The organism is Streptomyces sp. NBC_00466 (genome assembly GCF_041433995.1).
In the GTDB taxonomy this organism is placed as follows: Bacteria; Actinomycetota; Actinomycetes; order Streptomycetales; family Streptomycetaceae; genus Streptomyces.
Map to the genome: position 1 here is coordinate 574,159 of NZ_CP107896.1, position 13,878 is coordinate 588,036.

Sequence of the window (13,878 nt, forward strand, 5' to 3'; positions counted from 1 at the left end):
GCTATTACGCCTTTTCATGACCCCGGTTCTGCTGGAACTGGTCCTCATGGCGCCGGTTCTCATTGCCCCGGTCTTCATGACCCCGGTTCTCATCGCCCTGGTCCTCATCGCCCTGGCGTTCGCCCGCCCGGGACTCCTGGAACTCCACCACGGCGCCGCCGTGCACGTGGCCCCACTCGGTCAGCACGGCGATCGGCTCCACCAGCGTCCGGCCCAGGCCGGTCAGCGCGTACTCGGCCTTGCCGCCCCCGGCGCGGCGGTCGACCAGGCCGTACCCCTGCAGCCGCCGCAGCGTCTGGGTCAGCACCTTCCGCGAGATCCCGCCGATAAGGCCGACCAGCTCACCGTGCCTGCAGGGCTCCCGGCTCAGCGCGAACAGCACGGCCACGGCCCACTTGTCGGCGATGATCTCGACCGCCAGCCGGGCAGGGCAGTCGGCGAGGAAGACGCTACCGGGGTACTCACGCACCCCCCGACGGTAGCCCGCCGCCGGGAACCAGGAGGTACCCGGCGCCCTACTAGCGTCCCCGTCAGGAGCTGCCGAGGAGGGGAAGCGAATGACGGTCGGTATCGACTGGCCGGGCGGGCGGAAGGTCGCCGCGCTGGTCACGGTCGCACTGGAGCTGTGGTCGCCCGGGCACTGGCCCGCCTATGCGCCGATGGCGGCGGCGTGGCCGCTGCCCGGCGCCGACGACACCCACAGCACATCCTGGGTGGACTACGGCGTCACCACCGGGATCCAGCGGCTGCTCGACGTCCTCGGTGACCTGCCCGCCACCGTCGGCGTCAACGGCCTCGTCGCCGAGCGGCATCCCGGCACCGTGGCGGCCGTACACGATGCGGGACACGAGATCGCCGCGCACTCCTGGGCTCAGGACGTCGTGCCCGCGCTGCTCGACACCGAAGCCGAGCGGGACAACATCCGTCGCTGCACCGAACTGCTCGGGCGAGTCACCGGCGTCCGCCCGACGGGGTGGATCAGCCCGCGCGCCACCGGTTCGAAGCACACCCCCGGCCTGCTCACCGAGGCCGGCTACCGCTGGACCGGTGACTACAGCGACCACGACCTCCCCCGGATCCTGCCCACTGCCCACGGTCCTCTGGTCTCCCTCATGCACAGCGACCACTCCGATGTCCGGGGCGCGACGGCGGGCCCGTACGCCTACCGCGACCTGCACCAGGAGCTGCTGGACCAGCTGCTCGCCGCCCCCGGGCCAGGTGTCTTCCACCTCACCGTGCACGCCCACGTCGGTGGCCGTCCGCCCCTCTCGGGCATGGTCGCCCAGATCCTCGACCGCGTCCGCGCGTCCGGCGACATCTGGGCCGCCACTCACGCTCAAGTAGCCGAGCACGTCCTCACCCACCAGGGAATGAAGCCATGACCCGCATCCTCGTCGTCGGCGGCACCGGGGCGATGGGCCGGCAGGTGGTCCGCCACCTGCTCGCCACCACCGACGCCTCCATCACCGTCCCCACCCGCGACCCGCGGTCCGCCCACGCCACTGAACTCGCCGCCACCGCCCCTGACCGGGTGAAACTGGTCCGCTCCGGCCCGGATGTCCTCGGCGTCCTGGCCGGGGAGGTGGACCAGGTGTTCGCCAACACCGACTTCTTCTCGACGGGCAGCGCCGTGGGCGAGTACCGGCAGGGCCGGGACCTGCTGGCCACCGCGCGGACGGCGGGCGTGGAACGCTTCATCTGGTCCTCGCTGGACAGCGCGGTGTCCCTGACCGGCCGCCCCGTCCCGCACTTCGACAGCAAGGCCGCGGTAGCCGCCCACATCAACCTGATGCGGTCGGAGGAAATGCTCCGTCAGGAGACCGACGGCTGGTACACGAACCATGTGTCGGTACTGACCACGGCACCGTACTTCGAGAACCTGCGGCACCGCCTCGCCCCCAGGCCGGACGGCCGGGGAGGCCTGACCTTCGTACTTCCCCTCGGCTCCGCCCGCTACCCGCTCGTCGCCCTGGAGGACATCGCCTGGTTCGCGGGCCACATGTTCGAGCACTGGCAGTCCTGGGGCGCCCGCGACCTCGCGGTGATCGGCGACAGCCTCACCGGCGACGAGATCGCCGCCACCTTCGCGCGGGCCACGGGCGTCCCCAGCGCCTACACCCCGATGCCGCACGACGAACTGCGCGCCGCCGTACCCGACTTCGCCCACGACTACGCGGCGATGTTCCAGTTCTTCGCCGACCGGGACCTCTACACCCGCGACCGGGACATCGCCCTCCTGCGCCGCCTGCACCCCGGGCTGATGACCTTCGAGGACTGGCTGCACCGCACCGGGTGGGCGGGCCGCCGGTGAACCTCAGCTCTCCCAGACCGCCGCGGCGGTGCGGTCGTCGGCGTACCCCTTGACGCGTACCTGGGCGTCGGCCAGGAACTCCGTGAGCCCCGGCGGCTCGGCCGGCGCCCAGCGCGCGGCCAGTTCGCCGGAGAGTTCCGGCTCGCCGCGCAGCGGCTCGGCGAGGCCCGCGCTGCACAGCAGCAGGGTGTCTCCGGGCCGGGCCACCGACGCGCGGAAGCGGAACGGCTCGGTGGGCGGGAGCTGCTGCGGGGTGTCCGGACGGGCGGGGAGCGGCGCCGCCGTACCGGGGTCCATGCCCGGCCAGTCGCCGGACAGGGTCCCGGACGGCGCCGAACCGAAGCCGACCACCGCTTCCCCGGCGGGCTCGGACGGGCCCGGCACCGCGGGCTCCAGGTCCTGCCAGGCGCCGTCACGGAGGCGGAACAGCCCGCCGTCCCCGACCCCGAAGAAGACCCGGGTGCGGCATTCGGGGTCTCCGGAGAGCAGCAGGCAGCGCAGGGACGCCGTGTACTCATGGGGTCCGAGGCCCAGTTCGGCGGCGCGGGCACGCAGTTTGCCGAAGCCGCGCCCGGTCAGCCGGTGCAGGCCCGATTTGAGGTCGTCCCTGCGGCCCGCCCTGATGTCCTCGGCGAGCCGCAGCCTGCTGCGTCCGACGGCTCCGCCGATCCAGCGGCAGGCGTCGGCGGCTGCGAGGTGCGCGCCTTCCGACGCGCGGGCTCCGCTGGCGACGGCGACCAGCACGAGTGCGCTGTCGCCGCTGCCGAAACGGGCGGTGAGCAGGGCGTCCCTGCGGGGCTCGCCCCGGTACCGCGCGGAGTCACCGCGTACGGAGGTGGCGCGCACGGTGTACGAGCCATAGCAGGCGCCGTCGAGGACGGTGTCGGCGACGAGTTCGTCCAGGGCGTCGGGGTGCGCGTCGGGCAGGGCGGTGGGCTCGGCGTCGTAGGTGGGCGGCCCGTCACCCACATGGGCGACTGCGGGGCGCGCGGCGGTGACGGAGGGGGCGGTGCGGGGAGCGGGGGGCGGTGCGGATGCGGGGGCGGGCGCGGATGCGGGTGTCGGTGCGGATGCGGGCGCCGGTACCGGCGCTGGGGCTGGTGCCGGTGGCGGGGTCGGCGCTGGGGCTGGTGCCGGTGGCGGGGCCGGTGCGGGCGTGGCACCGCTCCTCCCCCGCTGGAACGGGAAAGTACGGGAGGGCAGTACGCCTTCCGCAGGCGGCTCCCACGGCGCCCGGTCCCCCGGTTCGGCCACCGGCCACGGAGCGGGAAAGGAAGCGGGCCCTGAAGCGGGAACGGAAGCGGGCCCGGTCGGCGGGTACACCAGGGGCGGCAACTCCGCCTCCGTATCCGGTGGTTCCTGACCGGCCGCGCCGGGAGCCGCGTCAGCATCCACACCCCGCGCGGCGCCCACCGTCCCCGCCGCGGAGTCGAAGCGGTCGTCAAGGCTGTCGCCCTTGTCGGCGGTCGTCTGGTCCTCTGCGGTCTCGTCGTACAGCCGGCCCCACCAGTCGTCGGCGGTGGCGGGCTGCTCCCCCTGCTGACTCATGCCCCTATTGTCCATCGATGGGGTGGTCCCGGTACAGGGTGCGCGGAATTGCCCGTTGGGCCGCACCGCCCCCCACGGGGGTGCGGCCCAACGGAGTTGCGGAGAGAGGCGCCGCAAACCGCCCGATACGGTCAACCGGGCCTGCGCGGAAGCGGGTTTCTGTTACACCAGTTCGATCACCCTGGCAGAAACCGGAGTTCAACGGCGATGATGTGCCGCGGCGGAAACCCGCCGTGACTCAAAGCCGCCAGCGGATCGAGGTTCCCTTGCTCGGTGTCATAGGTCTGGACGACCTCCAGGAGTCGGCGTACCGCTCACTCGTCGCGCTGGGCGCGGCCGAAGTCGCCGATCTCGCGCACCGGCTCCAGCTCTCGGAGACCGACACGGAACGCGCCCTGCGCTCCCTCGAACGGCACGGTCTGGCCGCGCAGTCGTCCGCACGGACCGGCAGGTGGGTGGCCGCTCCGCCGGGTGTCGCGCTGGGCGCCCTGCTCACCCAGCACCGCCACGAGCTGGAACAGGCCGAGCTGACGGCCGCGTTGCTGGTCGAGGAGTTCAGGGCGGAGGCGAAGGAGCCCGCGGTACTCGACCTGGTGGAGGTGGTCACCGGGGCGAACGCCGTGTCCCAGCGTTTCCTGCAGTTGCAGCTGGGCGCAGCCGACGAGGTCTGCGCGCTGGTGACCGGCGGAAATCCGATCGCGGTGTCCAGCGGTGACAACGATGCCGAGGAACGGGCGGCGAGCCGCGGGGTCTCGTACCGGGTGGTGCTGGAGCGAGTGGTCCTGGAGGAGCCCGGCGGGATAGCCGAGCTGGCCGCGGCGCTCGGCCGCAAGGAGCAGGTACGTGTCATCGACCGGGTGCCGACGAAACTGGTGATCGCGGACCGGAGCCTGGCGATGGTGCCGCTGACCGGCCGGGGCGCGCAGCCTTCCGCCCTGGTCGTCCACGAGAGCGGGCTCCTGGAATCACTGCGGGGACTGTTCGAAGCCGTGTGGCGGGAGGCGCTGCCGCTGCGGCTGGGTCACAGTGGAGAGGTCGCCGAGGACGGCGAGCCGGGTCCCGATGCCACGGATCTGCAGATCCTCTCGCTGCTGCTCGCCGGGATGACCGACGCGAGCGTCGCCAAGCAGCTGGAGCTGGGGCTGCGGACGGTGCAGCGGCGGGTGAAAGGCCTGATGGAGCTGACCGCGGTCTCCACCCGGCTACAGCTCGGCTGGCACGCGTACGAGAAGGGCTGGGTCGCCAGGACCCCCGACCGGAACACGCCTGGACGGAACACGCCGGCCGACTCGGCCGACGGGAGCGGCTGACCGGAGCCGTGCGGCCGTGCCCCGCGCACCTGCCGGGCGCACCCGCCGGATTCGTACCGCCTCACCCGCTCCGGCGGCCGGAGGCCCGGCGCCGCGCTGCGCGAGACGGTCGCTTCCGGCACGCTTGGCAGATGAGTCTGTGGCAGCTCGTCGCGGTGGGCCTGGTGATGCTGCTCGGCCTGGTGGGGGTCCTGGTTCCCGGTGTGCCGGGGCCGGCGATCGTGTGGGCCGCCGTCGCGTGGTGGGCACTGACCGACACCACCGGCCTGGCCTGGGGCATCCTCGCCGGTGCCACGGCCCTGCTGCTGCTGAACCAGGCGCTGCGTCCGCTGCTGCCCACCCGCCGTCCGCGCGAGTCCGGGGCGCCGCGCAGGACGGTGTACATCGGCGGGGCCGCGGGCATCGTGGGCTTCTTCATCGTGCCGGTGCTCGGCGGTATCGCCGGTTTCATCGGAGGGATCTACGGGGCGGAGCGGGTGCGGCTCGGCAGCCACCGGGCCGGCCGGGCATCCACCCGTACGGTCATGCGGGCCATCGGGACGGCGGTTCTCGTCGAGCTGCTCGCCTGTCTGACCGTCATCGGCGCCTGGCTCGGCGCGCTGATCTGGGGCTAGGCCCCTTCGTTTGGGTCAGGCTGCAATACATGGGATCTCTCCCGACTCATTGACGCACCTCAGTGCCGTGTCTACCTTTCTCCGGGGGATAGCTCGGATGATTTCTTGGGTTACGAGCCGCCGGGAGGCGTCATGGCCGCTGCACCTGAACCACCGAAAAGACGGACCGTCCTCGCCACCGGCACCGCCGTCGGCGGCGCCCTGCTCACCGGGGGCCTGTCCGTGGTATCCGCGCAGGCCGCCCCGGGCGCCGCCACCGCTGCCTCACCCGCGATCACACCGACCGCCGCCCAGTCATCGGACGACAGCTGGAAGGCGATTCTCGACGACGCCGACCTCGTCTGGCAGCGGATGCCGAAGACCTGGTACGAGGGCCCGTACCTCGGCAACGGATTCCTCGGTTCGGGCATCTACGCCGAGCCCGGCCGCAACGCGGTCCGCTTCAACGTCCAGCACTCCGAGGTCACCGACCACCGCCCCGAGTTCGGCTCGCTCTTCGGCCTCGCCCGGCTGCCCATCGGCTACTTCACGCTGGAACCGGCCGGCACCATCACCGGCATCGACTGGCGTCTCGGGCTGCGCGACGCCGAGCTGACCGGCACGCTGACCACCGACCGCGGCACCCTCACCCTGCGCGCCCTGGTCCACAACTCGCTCTCGGTACTGGCCGTCGAGATCACTCCGAGCGAGGGCGAGCAGGACTTCCGCTGGGTCTTCCACCCGGCCGAGGCGATCAGCCCGCGCGCCGCTTCGAAGCCGCTCCCCGACGGCTACACGGCCAATCCGCCCGCCGTGACCGAGGAGCACAGCGGGGTGACGACCGCCGTGCAGCCGCTCCTCGCGGGCGGCCAGCATGTGACCGCGTGGCAGGAGCGCACCCACGGCACACGGCGCACGCTGTACGCCACCGTGGCGCACTCCCACCCGAAGAACACCGCACTCGACCGGGCCGTACGGCTGATACGCGGTGTGGCGCCGGTCCCCCTCGGCGTACACGCGCTGACCCACCGCGCCTGGTGGCACGGCTACTACAGCAAGAGCTTCCTGTCCGTACCCGACGCCCGCATCCAGCGCTTCTACTGGATCCAGCTCTACAAGGTCGCGTCCGCCGCCCGCGCCGACGCCCCCGTCATGGCGACGTCAGGGCCCTGGCTGGAGCCGACGCCCTGGCCCAACACCTGGTGGAATCTCAACGTCCAGCTGGAGTACTGGCTGATCCACGGCTCGAACCACCTGGAACTCGACGCGGTGACACGGGCGTTGGGCGAGTTCCGGGAGAACCTGTCGAACCAGCTGGCGGCGCCGTACCGGAAGGACTCGGCAGGCATCCCGCGCACCACCGACCCCCAGCTGGCCAACGGGGCGACCGTCGCCAACGGCGGCTACGGCGTGGGCATCCCCGGCGAGGACCCGCCGACGCCCGAGGTCGGCAACCTCACCTGGGCGCTGCACAACGTCTGGCTGAGCTACCGCCACACCATGGACGAGCGGATCCTGCGCGACACGCTCTTCCCGCTGCTGCGCAAGGCCGTCAACTACTACCTGCACTTCCTGACCCCGGGCAAGGACGGCAAGCTGCATCTGCCGGCCACCTTCTCACCGGAGTACGGGGTCGACGCCCCGGACACCAACTACGACCTGATGCTGCTGCGCTGGGGCTGCCGCACCCTGGTCGATTCGGCCGCCGTCCTGGGCATCAGGGACCCGCTGAAGGAACGCTGGCAGGAGGTGCTGGCCAGGCTGACGCCGTACCCGGTCGACGAGAACGGCTTCATGATCGGCGCGGGCGTCCCCTTCGCGATGTCCCACCGCCACTACTCGCATCTCCTCGCGGTCTACCCGCTGTACGAGCTGACCGGCCGCACCCCGGACGAACGCGCGCTGATCGAGAAGTCGCTGGCCCACTGGGTCGGCTTCGAAGGGGCCCTGCAGGGCTACACGTTCACCGGCGCCACCTCGATGTCCGCGCTGCTCGGCAAGGGCGAGGACGCGCTGAAGTACCTGGGTGAGCTGATGGCCCGCTTCATCCAGGCCAACACCATGTACAAGGAGTCGGGCCCCGTCATCGAGACGCCGCTGTCCGCGGCGCAGTCGCTGCACGACATGCTCTGCCAGTCGTGGGGCGGTGTGATCAGGGTCTTCCCGGCGGTCCCGGCGGCCTGGCGCGACCTCGTGCTCCACGACTTCCGTACCCAGGGGGCGTTCCTGCTCAGCGCGGTACGGGAGAAGGGGGTGAACCGCTGGGTCAGGGTGACCAGTGAGGCGGGCGCACCGTGTGCGGTGCGCCACGGGATCACCGGACCCGTCGACGTACGCGACGGCCACGGGCACCCGCTGCGCTACGAGGACGGGGGTGACGGCACCGTCGCCATCGCGCTCCGCAGGGGCGAGTCCGCGCTCATCACCGCGGCGGGCGACCGCCCGGATCTGACGGTGCGGCCGGTCGCTCCGAACGAACAGGCCGCCCGCTGGGGTCTGCCCGCGTGACGTGGCGGGAGGCCCACAGGCCGTGAGGGCGGGGTGTTCACTCCCCCACCGGTGAGTGAACACCCCGCCCCTGTCGGGTCCTTGCTCAGCTGAGGGTCCGGTACTCAGCGCTTGGTGCTGCTGTTGAAGAGCGACCGCGACCAGACGTAGCCGACCAGGGCGATACCGGCGCACCAGGCGAGCGAGATCCAGCCGTTGTTGCCGATCTCCGAGCCGGAGAGCAGGCCGCGCAGTGTCTCGGTCATCGGCGTGAACGGCTGGTACTCGGCGAACCAGCGCAGGCCCGGCGACATCGACCCGGCCGGTACGAACGCCGAACCGAGGAACGGCAGGAACTGGACGAGCAACGGCTTGTTGCTCGCCGACTCGACGGTCTTGGAGATCAGGCCGAGCGCCGTGGACAGCCAGGTCACCGCGAAGGCGACGGCCGCGAGGAGGCCGGCCGCGGCAAGCCACTCCAACGGGGTCGCCCCGGACCGGAAGCCGACGGCGAGCGCGACGCCGACGACCAGCACGGTGCTCAGCATGGTCTGGACGACGCTGCCGATGACATGCCCCGTCATGAACGACGAGCGTGTGATGTTCATGGTGCGGAAGCGGTTGATGATGCCCTCGGTCATGTCGGTGCAGACCGCGATCGAGGTCGACATCGAGCCGGCGGCCACCCCCATGATGATGATGCCGGGCGTCAGATAGTTCAGATACGCGCCCCGGCCACCGCCCATGCCGGCGCCGATCGAGTCACCGAAGGCGTACACGAACAGCAGCAGCATCAGGATCGGCGTCATGGCGGTGCCGAGCCCCACGGACGGATAGCGGATCGCGTGCTTGACGTTCCGCCGCAGCATCGTCATCGAGTCGTGCACGGCGTAGGTGAGGGTGCTCATCGCAGGGTCTCCTTCACGTGGAGCGCGGGGTTGGTGCTGCCGTCGCCGGTCAGGGCGAGGAACACGTCGTCGAGGTCAGGGGTGTGCACGGAGAAGTCGGCGGCGCGGGAACCGGCGGCGTCGAGCCGGTCGAGCAGGGCGCGCAGCGCGTCGAGGCCGCCGTCGCCCGCGACGCGCAGGGCGAACTGCTCGTCGTCCCGGGCCGCGCCGGGGAAAGCGGCGGCGGCGCGCTCGTACGCGTCGGGGTCGGTGAACCGCAGACGTACATGGCTCCCGGGGATCTGCGCCTTGAGCTCGTCGGCGGTGCCCTCGGCGACGATGCGGCCGCCGTCGAGTACCGCGATGCGGTCCGCCAACTGGTCGGCCTCCTCCAGGTACTGCGTGGTGAGGAAGACGGTGACGCCGCCGGCGACCAGCGAACGCACGGTCTCCCACATGGTGCGGCGGCTGCGCGGGTCCAGCCCGGTCGTCGGCTCGTCGAGGAAGATCACCCGCGGGTCGCCGACCAGCGTCATGGCGAGGTCGAGCCGGCGCCGCATACCGCCGGAGAAGAACGCGGCGCGCTTGTGTGCGACATCCGCGATCTCGAACCGCTCCAGCAACTCCCCGGCCCGCTTGCGTCCTTCGCGCTTGCCGAGGTGCAGCAGGTCGGCCATGAGGAGCAGGTTCTCCTCGGCGGTGAGCAGGTCGTCGAGTGCGGCGAACTGGCCGGTGACTCCGATCGCGTCACGCACACCGTCCGGCGACGTGGCGATGTCGTGGCCCGCCACCTGGGCCTGGCCGCCGTCGGCGGAGATGAGCGTGGACAGGATCTGCACGGTGGTGGTCTTGCCTGCGCCGTTCGGCCCGAGCAGGGCGAAGACGGTGCCGGCCGGGATGCGCAGATCGATGCCGTCGAGGACGGTCTTGTCGCCGTACGACTTGCGCAGTCCTGCGGCGGAGACGGCGAGCGGCTGTCGGCCGGCCGGCTTGGTTGTGGGCATGACAAATGAAGCCATGGAGTCCTCCATTTCGAAGGCGTGAGGGTGTGAGGGCGTGACGGCGTGACGGCGTGACGGCGCGACGAGCGGTGAAGTGGCTCTGGCCGTACGAGGGCCGGGCGGGTCAGGTCACGTCAGGGCCGAGCAGGTCAGGCCCGGGCGCGGCGGATGTCGATGTTGCCGTTCCGGGTACGGGCCCTGACCTCGACGGTGTCCTCGGACTCGTCCGGGCTGCTGGACGCGCCGAGCGCGTTGTGCACCTGGCCGAAGGCCGAGCCGGCGTCGAGCCAGGCGGCCGTGCCCTCGCGGATGCCGATCTCGATGGCACCGTTGGATGTCTCCAACTGAACGGTGCCGCAGGCGACTTCAGCGACGCGCAGGGTGCCGTTGGCGGTGGTGGCGGCGACCGAGCCCCGGGCGCGCTCGATGGAGATGTCACCGTTGGCGCCACTCACCCGCAGGTCACCCATCGCGTCACCGACGGTCGTGGTGCCGTGCGAGTTCTTCAGGACGGCGGCGCCGTCGACGGCACCGACGCGCAGACTGCCTGAGCTGGTGGAGATCTCCGCCGGGCCCTCGACGCGGTCCACCGTGATGCTGCCGTGGGACGCGGTCAGGTGCAGCGGCCCGGTGGTGTCGAGGCGGACGTCACCCGCCGAGGTCTTCACATGGACCTCGCCGAGCCGGCCCTCGCCGCGCACCTGCACCCAGGCACCGGTCATGTCCACCTGCGAGCCCGTGGGCAGTTCGACCGTCACGTCGACGGTGCCGGTGGGCCCGATGAGATAGCGCCCCTTGGGCGTCCTGATGGCCAACAGGCCGCTCGCGTACCGCACTTCGGTCTGCTTCGCCGCCTGTACGTCCCGGTCCTTCTTCGGGTCGCGGGGCTGCACATCGACGAGGGTGTCGAGCCGGTCGGCGGCGATGAACCGGATGGATCCGGCATCCATGCGGGCGGTGACCGAGATCGGTTCGGGGGTGTCGAAGGGAGTACCGAAAGGAGCGTCGAAAGAAGGCATGGCTGTCCCGTCCTCTTGGGTCTTCGTGGCGTCCCTGCTGGTGGGACGTGGTGTGGGTGAAGCGGAGTGGGGTGGGGCGAGTGAAGCGGGATGGGCGGGACGCGGTCAGCGCACCCAGCCCGTGAAGCTCTGCCCGACGGTTCGGGCGGTGCGGGTCTTCTCCGCGGTACGCGACGGGGCGCCGCCGTCAACCGCGGCCGATACGGCCCGTACCAGCCACGCGTTGGCCGACAGCCCCTCGCGGCTCGCGGCCTCCTCGGCGCGCGCCTTGAGATGGGCGGGCAGCCGCAGATTGACGCGGGCGGTGCCGCCACCGTCGTCGCCGTCGACGGGTGCCGGGGCCGGGGCCTTGAGCGGCTCGGCAGGCCCGCCGCTGCCCTCGTACGCCTCGTCGCCCGCCGGCCGCGTCACCACGAAGTCGGGGTCGAGCCCGCGCAGTCGTACGTCGACCGACCCGGGGGCGAGTTCACGGGTGACCTCGCCCATCGCGGCGGAGAGCACATTGAGCATCGTCAGGCGGGTCGCCGACTCCAGGGGAGCGGTGAGCCGCTCGGCCAGCTCCCGGGCTTCTTCGCCACCGGCTTCGGCGGCCACCGCGAGTTCGCGGCGGAGGTTGTCGACATACGGCGTGAGGTCCATGACGCCATAGTGGCACCACAGTGGCGCCATACGCAAGCCCGCAAGGGCAGACGATGACCGACCGGAGCCACCGCAACGACTCCGAACGGTCCTGACCTGCGGAAATACCTCTGTCATGAAGTTGCATCAATACGGCACCACGTGGCGCCGCCGCCTCTCCCGCACATCCGATGGCACCACGTGGTGCCAAGTGGCGCCATGTGGCACCACGTGGTGCCACCGAGGTCGCCGATGCGGCGGCGGGGTCCCCGCGCGATGCTGGGCGCATGAGCGAATTCACCGACGCCGAACGCGCCTATCTCGCCACCCAGCGCCTGGGGCGGCTGGCCACCGTCGACCCCAGGGGGCAGCCGCAGGCGAACCCGGTCGGCTTCTTTCCGCAGGAGGACGGGACCATCCTGATCGGCGGATACGCCCTCGGCACGACCAAGAAGTGGCGGAATCTGCAGACCAATCCGAAGGTCGCGCTGGTCGTGGACGACGTGGTGAGCGTGCAGCCGTGGGCGGTGCGCGGGGTGGACATCAGAGGTGAGGCCGAGTTGCTGACCGGCCCGCACGACCTGGGTTCGCACTTCAGCGACGAGCTGATCCGCATCCACCCCGCGAAGATCCACAGCTGGGGCCTGGAGTAACCCGGCAGGCCCTCCCCTGGCTGCTCACGGCTGATCGAGCCAGATGTGCCGCAGGGCGTACGAGCGCCAGGGCCGCCAGCTCTCCGCGCCCGGCTCACCGGTGAACGCCACATCGGGGTCGCCCAGCGCCCGCATCCGGATCAGCGCCGCCCCGCGCGGGGTCATACCGGGCAGCGCGAGAAGCGCCTGTTCGGCCTCGTCGCGGTCGGCTCCCGGGTCGAGGCGTACGGCGGACACCGCGCCCAGCGACGGCTCGTCGGCCAGCAGTCCGTCCGGCGCGGGGAAGAGATGGGTGAGTCCGCCGCAGGGCCGGTCGAGGGCTGTGCCATAGCGCTCGACCAGCCACTGCGACTTCTCCCGCCCGGCCAGCACCCGTACCGCGAACTCCTCGGGCTCCGCGGTACCGGGCGAGCGCAGCCCCGGGCGGCGGGCGACGAGCGGCGCGAGGCGCGGGTCGGCGGAGAGCCGTTCGTCGATGGCGTACGGATCGGCGTCCAGGTCGAAGAGCCGGCGCAGGCGCTGCACCGCGGTGGTCAGGTCCCGCAGATCGGTGAGGTGGATCCGCGCGTCCAGCCAGCGCCCGGCCGACCGCTCGCCGACGGCGGCGATGCCCGAGCCGTACGGCAGCCGCAGGGTGCGCCGGTAGGTGCGGAAGCCGGGCTTGCCCAGCACCTCCTCGATCCGCGGGATCGCCTCCCGCGCCAGCAGGTCGAAGACCTCACGTGCCGCATAGGGGCCGCGGTGGGCGAGCCGCAGCGGGATACCGGCAGCCGTCCCGGCGGCGGCCCCCGGCGCCGATGTGGCGGCCTCGGCCCTCAGCTCGCTCGGCGTGCGGGCGTAGATCTGCCGGATGGTGTCGTTGAACTGCCGCACGCTCGCGAAACCGGACGCGAACGCGATCTCCGTAACAGGCAGCCCCGTGGTCTGGAGCAGGACGCGCGCGGTGTGCGAGCGCTGTGCGCGGGCCAGCGCGACCGGGCCCGCGCCGACTTCTGCGGTCAGCTGCCGCTGGACCTGACGGGTGCTGTAGCCGAGCCGTACCGCGAGGCCCGGCACACCCTCGCGGTCGACCACCCCGTCGCCGATCATGCGCATGGCGCGGCCGACGACGTCGGCGCGGACGTTCCAGGCGGCGGAACCGGGCACGGCGTCCGGCCGGCAGCGGCGGCAGGCGCGGAATCCGCCGCCCTGGGCCGCCGCCGCCGTCGGGTAGAAGCAGACGTTCCGGCGTTTGGGTGTCACCGCCGGACAGCTGGGCCGGCAGTAGATCCCCGTGGTGCGCACAGCGAAGAAGAACTCTCCGTCGAAGCGCGCGTCGCGGCTGCTCACCGCCTCGTACCTGGTCTCTTCGTCCATCACGGTGACCAGTCTGCCCCGGCCCCCGGCCCCTCGCTGGCGGAAATCGGACAGCGCGTCCGGGACCGCGGTGCCAGGGGCCGGGGAGCGGATCC

Annotated in this window: 13 protein-coding genes; 6 read left to right on the forward strand and 7 right to left on the reverse strand. The window is 71.8% G+C overall.

Translation table 11 applies throughout. The features are described 5' to 3' along the window. Positions 1 to 4: 4 nt before the first annotated feature. Entirely contained in the window at positions 5 to 469 is a 465-nt protein-coding gene (locus OG210_RS02605) for a helix-turn-helix domain-containing protein (RefSeq protein WP_328332804.1), read from the reverse strand. A gap of 88 nt (positions 470 to 557) precedes the next feature. On the opposite strand from OG210_RS02605, the gene OG210_RS02610 reads away from it, so the two are divergent. Next, entirely contained in the window at positions 558 to 1,382 is an 825-nt protein-coding gene (locus tag OG210_RS02610; protein WP_328332802.1) for a polysaccharide deacetylase family protein, read from the forward strand. Beyond that, positions 1,379 to 2,311, forward strand: coding sequence for an NmrA family NAD(P)-binding protein (locus OG210_RS02615; protein WP_371534914.1), 933 nt, complete (start codon positions 1,379 to 1,381; stop codon positions 2,309 to 2,311). The genes OG210_RS02610 and OG210_RS02615 overlap by 4 nt, the downstream gene beginning before the upstream one ends. A gap of 3 nt (positions 2,312 to 2,314) precedes the next feature. Here the strand turns inward: OG210_RS02615 and OG210_RS02620 are convergent, their stop codons facing one another. Continuing rightward, positions 2,315 to 3,859: a protein phosphatase 2C domain-containing protein gene (locus OG210_RS02620; protein ID WP_371534915.1), complete on the reverse strand. Its 1,545-nt coding sequence runs from the start codon at positions 3,857 to 3,859 to the stop codon at positions 2,315 to 2,317. Between the two features lie 266 nt (positions 3,860 to 4,125). Between OG210_RS02620 and OG210_RS02625 the strand changes: the two genes are divergently transcribed. From OG210_RS02625 to OG210_RS02635, 3 genes are all read left to right on the forward strand, one after another. Further along, a complete protein-coding gene (locus tag OG210_RS02625) occupies positions 4,126 to 5,169 on the forward strand; it encodes a helix-turn-helix domain-containing protein (protein ID WP_328335652.1) in 1,044 nt (347 codons plus the stop codon). A 131-nt stretch (positions 5,170 to 5,300) separates the two neighbouring features. Next, complete coding sequence (locus OG210_RS02630) at positions 5,301 to 5,783, forward strand: DUF456 domain-containing protein (RefSeq protein WP_328332796.1); 483 nt, start codon at positions 5,301 to 5,303, stop codon at positions 5,781 to 5,783. Between the two features lie 132 nt (positions 5,784 to 5,915). Next, positions 5,916 to 8,270 carry a Tat pathway signal sequence domain protein gene (locus OG210_RS02635; protein ID WP_328332794.1) on the forward strand — a complete coding sequence of 785 codons (2,355 nt, stop codon included), beginning with the start codon at positions 5,916 to 5,918 and terminating at the stop codon, positions 8,268 to 8,270. Positions 8,271 to 8,374: 104 nt separating this feature from the next. Here OG210_RS02635 and OG210_RS02640 read toward each other — a convergent pair whose 3' ends face one another. The 4 genes from OG210_RS02640 to OG210_RS02655 all read right to left on the reverse strand — a co-directional run bounded on the left by OG210_RS02640 (position 8,375) and on the right by OG210_RS02655 (position 11,795). Then, complete coding sequence (locus OG210_RS02640; protein ID WP_328332792.1) at positions 8,375 to 9,157, reverse strand: ABC transporter permease; 783 nt, start codon at positions 9,155 to 9,157, stop codon at positions 8,375 to 8,377. After that, positions 9,154 to 10,140, reverse strand: a complete 987-nt coding sequence (locus OG210_RS02645; protein WP_328335651.1) for an ATP-binding cassette domain-containing protein — start codon at positions 10,138 to 10,140, stop codon at positions 9,154 to 9,156. Before OG210_RS02645 ends, OG210_RS02640 begins: the two co-directional genes overlap by 4 nt. A gap of 146 nt (positions 10,141 to 10,286) precedes the next feature. Next, entirely contained in the window at positions 10,287 to 11,156 is an 870-nt protein-coding gene (locus OG210_RS02650; RefSeq protein WP_328332790.1) for a DUF4097 family beta strand repeat-containing protein, read from the reverse strand. 105 nt (positions 11,157 to 11,261) lie between these two features. Then, positions 11,262 to 11,795 (reverse strand): hypothetical protein, encoded by a 534-nt coding sequence (locus OG210_RS02655; RefSeq protein WP_328332788.1) that lies wholly within the window; start codon positions 11,793 to 11,795, stop codon positions 11,262 to 11,264. A gap of 266 nt (positions 11,796 to 12,061) precedes the next feature. On the opposite strand from OG210_RS02655, the gene OG210_RS02660 reads away from it, so the two are divergent. Then, positions 12,062 to 12,427 carry a PPOX class F420-dependent oxidoreductase gene (locus tag OG210_RS02660; RefSeq protein WP_328332786.1) on the forward strand — a complete coding sequence of 122 codons (366 nt, stop codon included), beginning with the start codon at positions 12,062 to 12,064 and terminating at the stop codon, positions 12,425 to 12,427. A gap of 24 nt (positions 12,428 to 12,451) precedes the next feature. Here the strand turns inward: OG210_RS02660 and OG210_RS02665 are convergent, their stop codons facing one another. Next, positions 12,452 to 13,783 (reverse strand): AlkA N-terminal domain-containing protein, encoded by a 1,332-nt coding sequence (locus tag OG210_RS02665; protein ID WP_328335650.1) that lies wholly within the window; start codon positions 13,781 to 13,783, stop codon positions 12,452 to 12,454. Positions 13,784 to 13,878 lie beyond the last annotated feature (95 nt).

Coding starts and splice junctions, on each gene's coding strand:
- OG210_RS02620 (WP_371534915.1), bottom strand. CDS start 3,859: ATGAGTCAGCAGGGGGAGCAGCCCGCCACCGCCGACGACTGGTGGGGC.
- OG210_RS02645 (WP_328335651.1), bottom strand. CDS start 10,140: ATGCCCACAACCAAGCCGGCCGGCCGACAGCCGCTCGCCGTCTCCGCC.
- OG210_RS02660 (WP_328332786.1), top strand. CDS start 12,062: ATGAGCGAATTCACCGACGCCGAACGCGCCTATCTCGCCACCCAGCGC.
- OG210_RS02655 (WP_328332788.1), bottom strand. CDS start 11,795: ATGGACCTCACGCCGTATGTCGACAACCTCCGCCGCGAACTCGCGGTG.
- OG210_RS02630 (WP_328332796.1), top strand. CDS start 5,301: ATGAGTCTGTGGCAGCTCGTCGCGGTGGGCCTGGTGATGCTGCTCGGC.
- OG210_RS02610 (WP_328332802.1), top strand. CDS start 558: ATGACGGTCGGTATCGACTGGCCGGGCGGGCGGAAGGTCGCCGCGCTG.
- OG210_RS02635 (WP_328332794.1), top strand. CDS start 5,916: ATGGCCGCTGCACCTGAACCACCGAAAAGACGGACCGTCCTCGCCACC.
- OG210_RS02650 (WP_328332790.1), bottom strand. CDS start 11,156: ATGCCTTCTTTCGACGCTCCTTTCGGTACTCCCTTCGACACCCCCGAA.
- OG210_RS02665 (WP_328335650.1), bottom strand. CDS start 13,783: ATGGACGAAGAGACCAGGTACGAGGCGGTGAGCAGCCGCGACGCGCGC.
- OG210_RS02640 (WP_328332792.1), bottom strand. CDS start 9,157: ATGAGCACCCTCACCTACGCCGTGCACGACTCGATGACGATGCTGCGG.
- OG210_RS02615 (WP_371534914.1), top strand. CDS start 1,379: ATGACCCGCATCCTCGTCGTCGGCGGCACCGGGGCGATGGGCCGGCAG.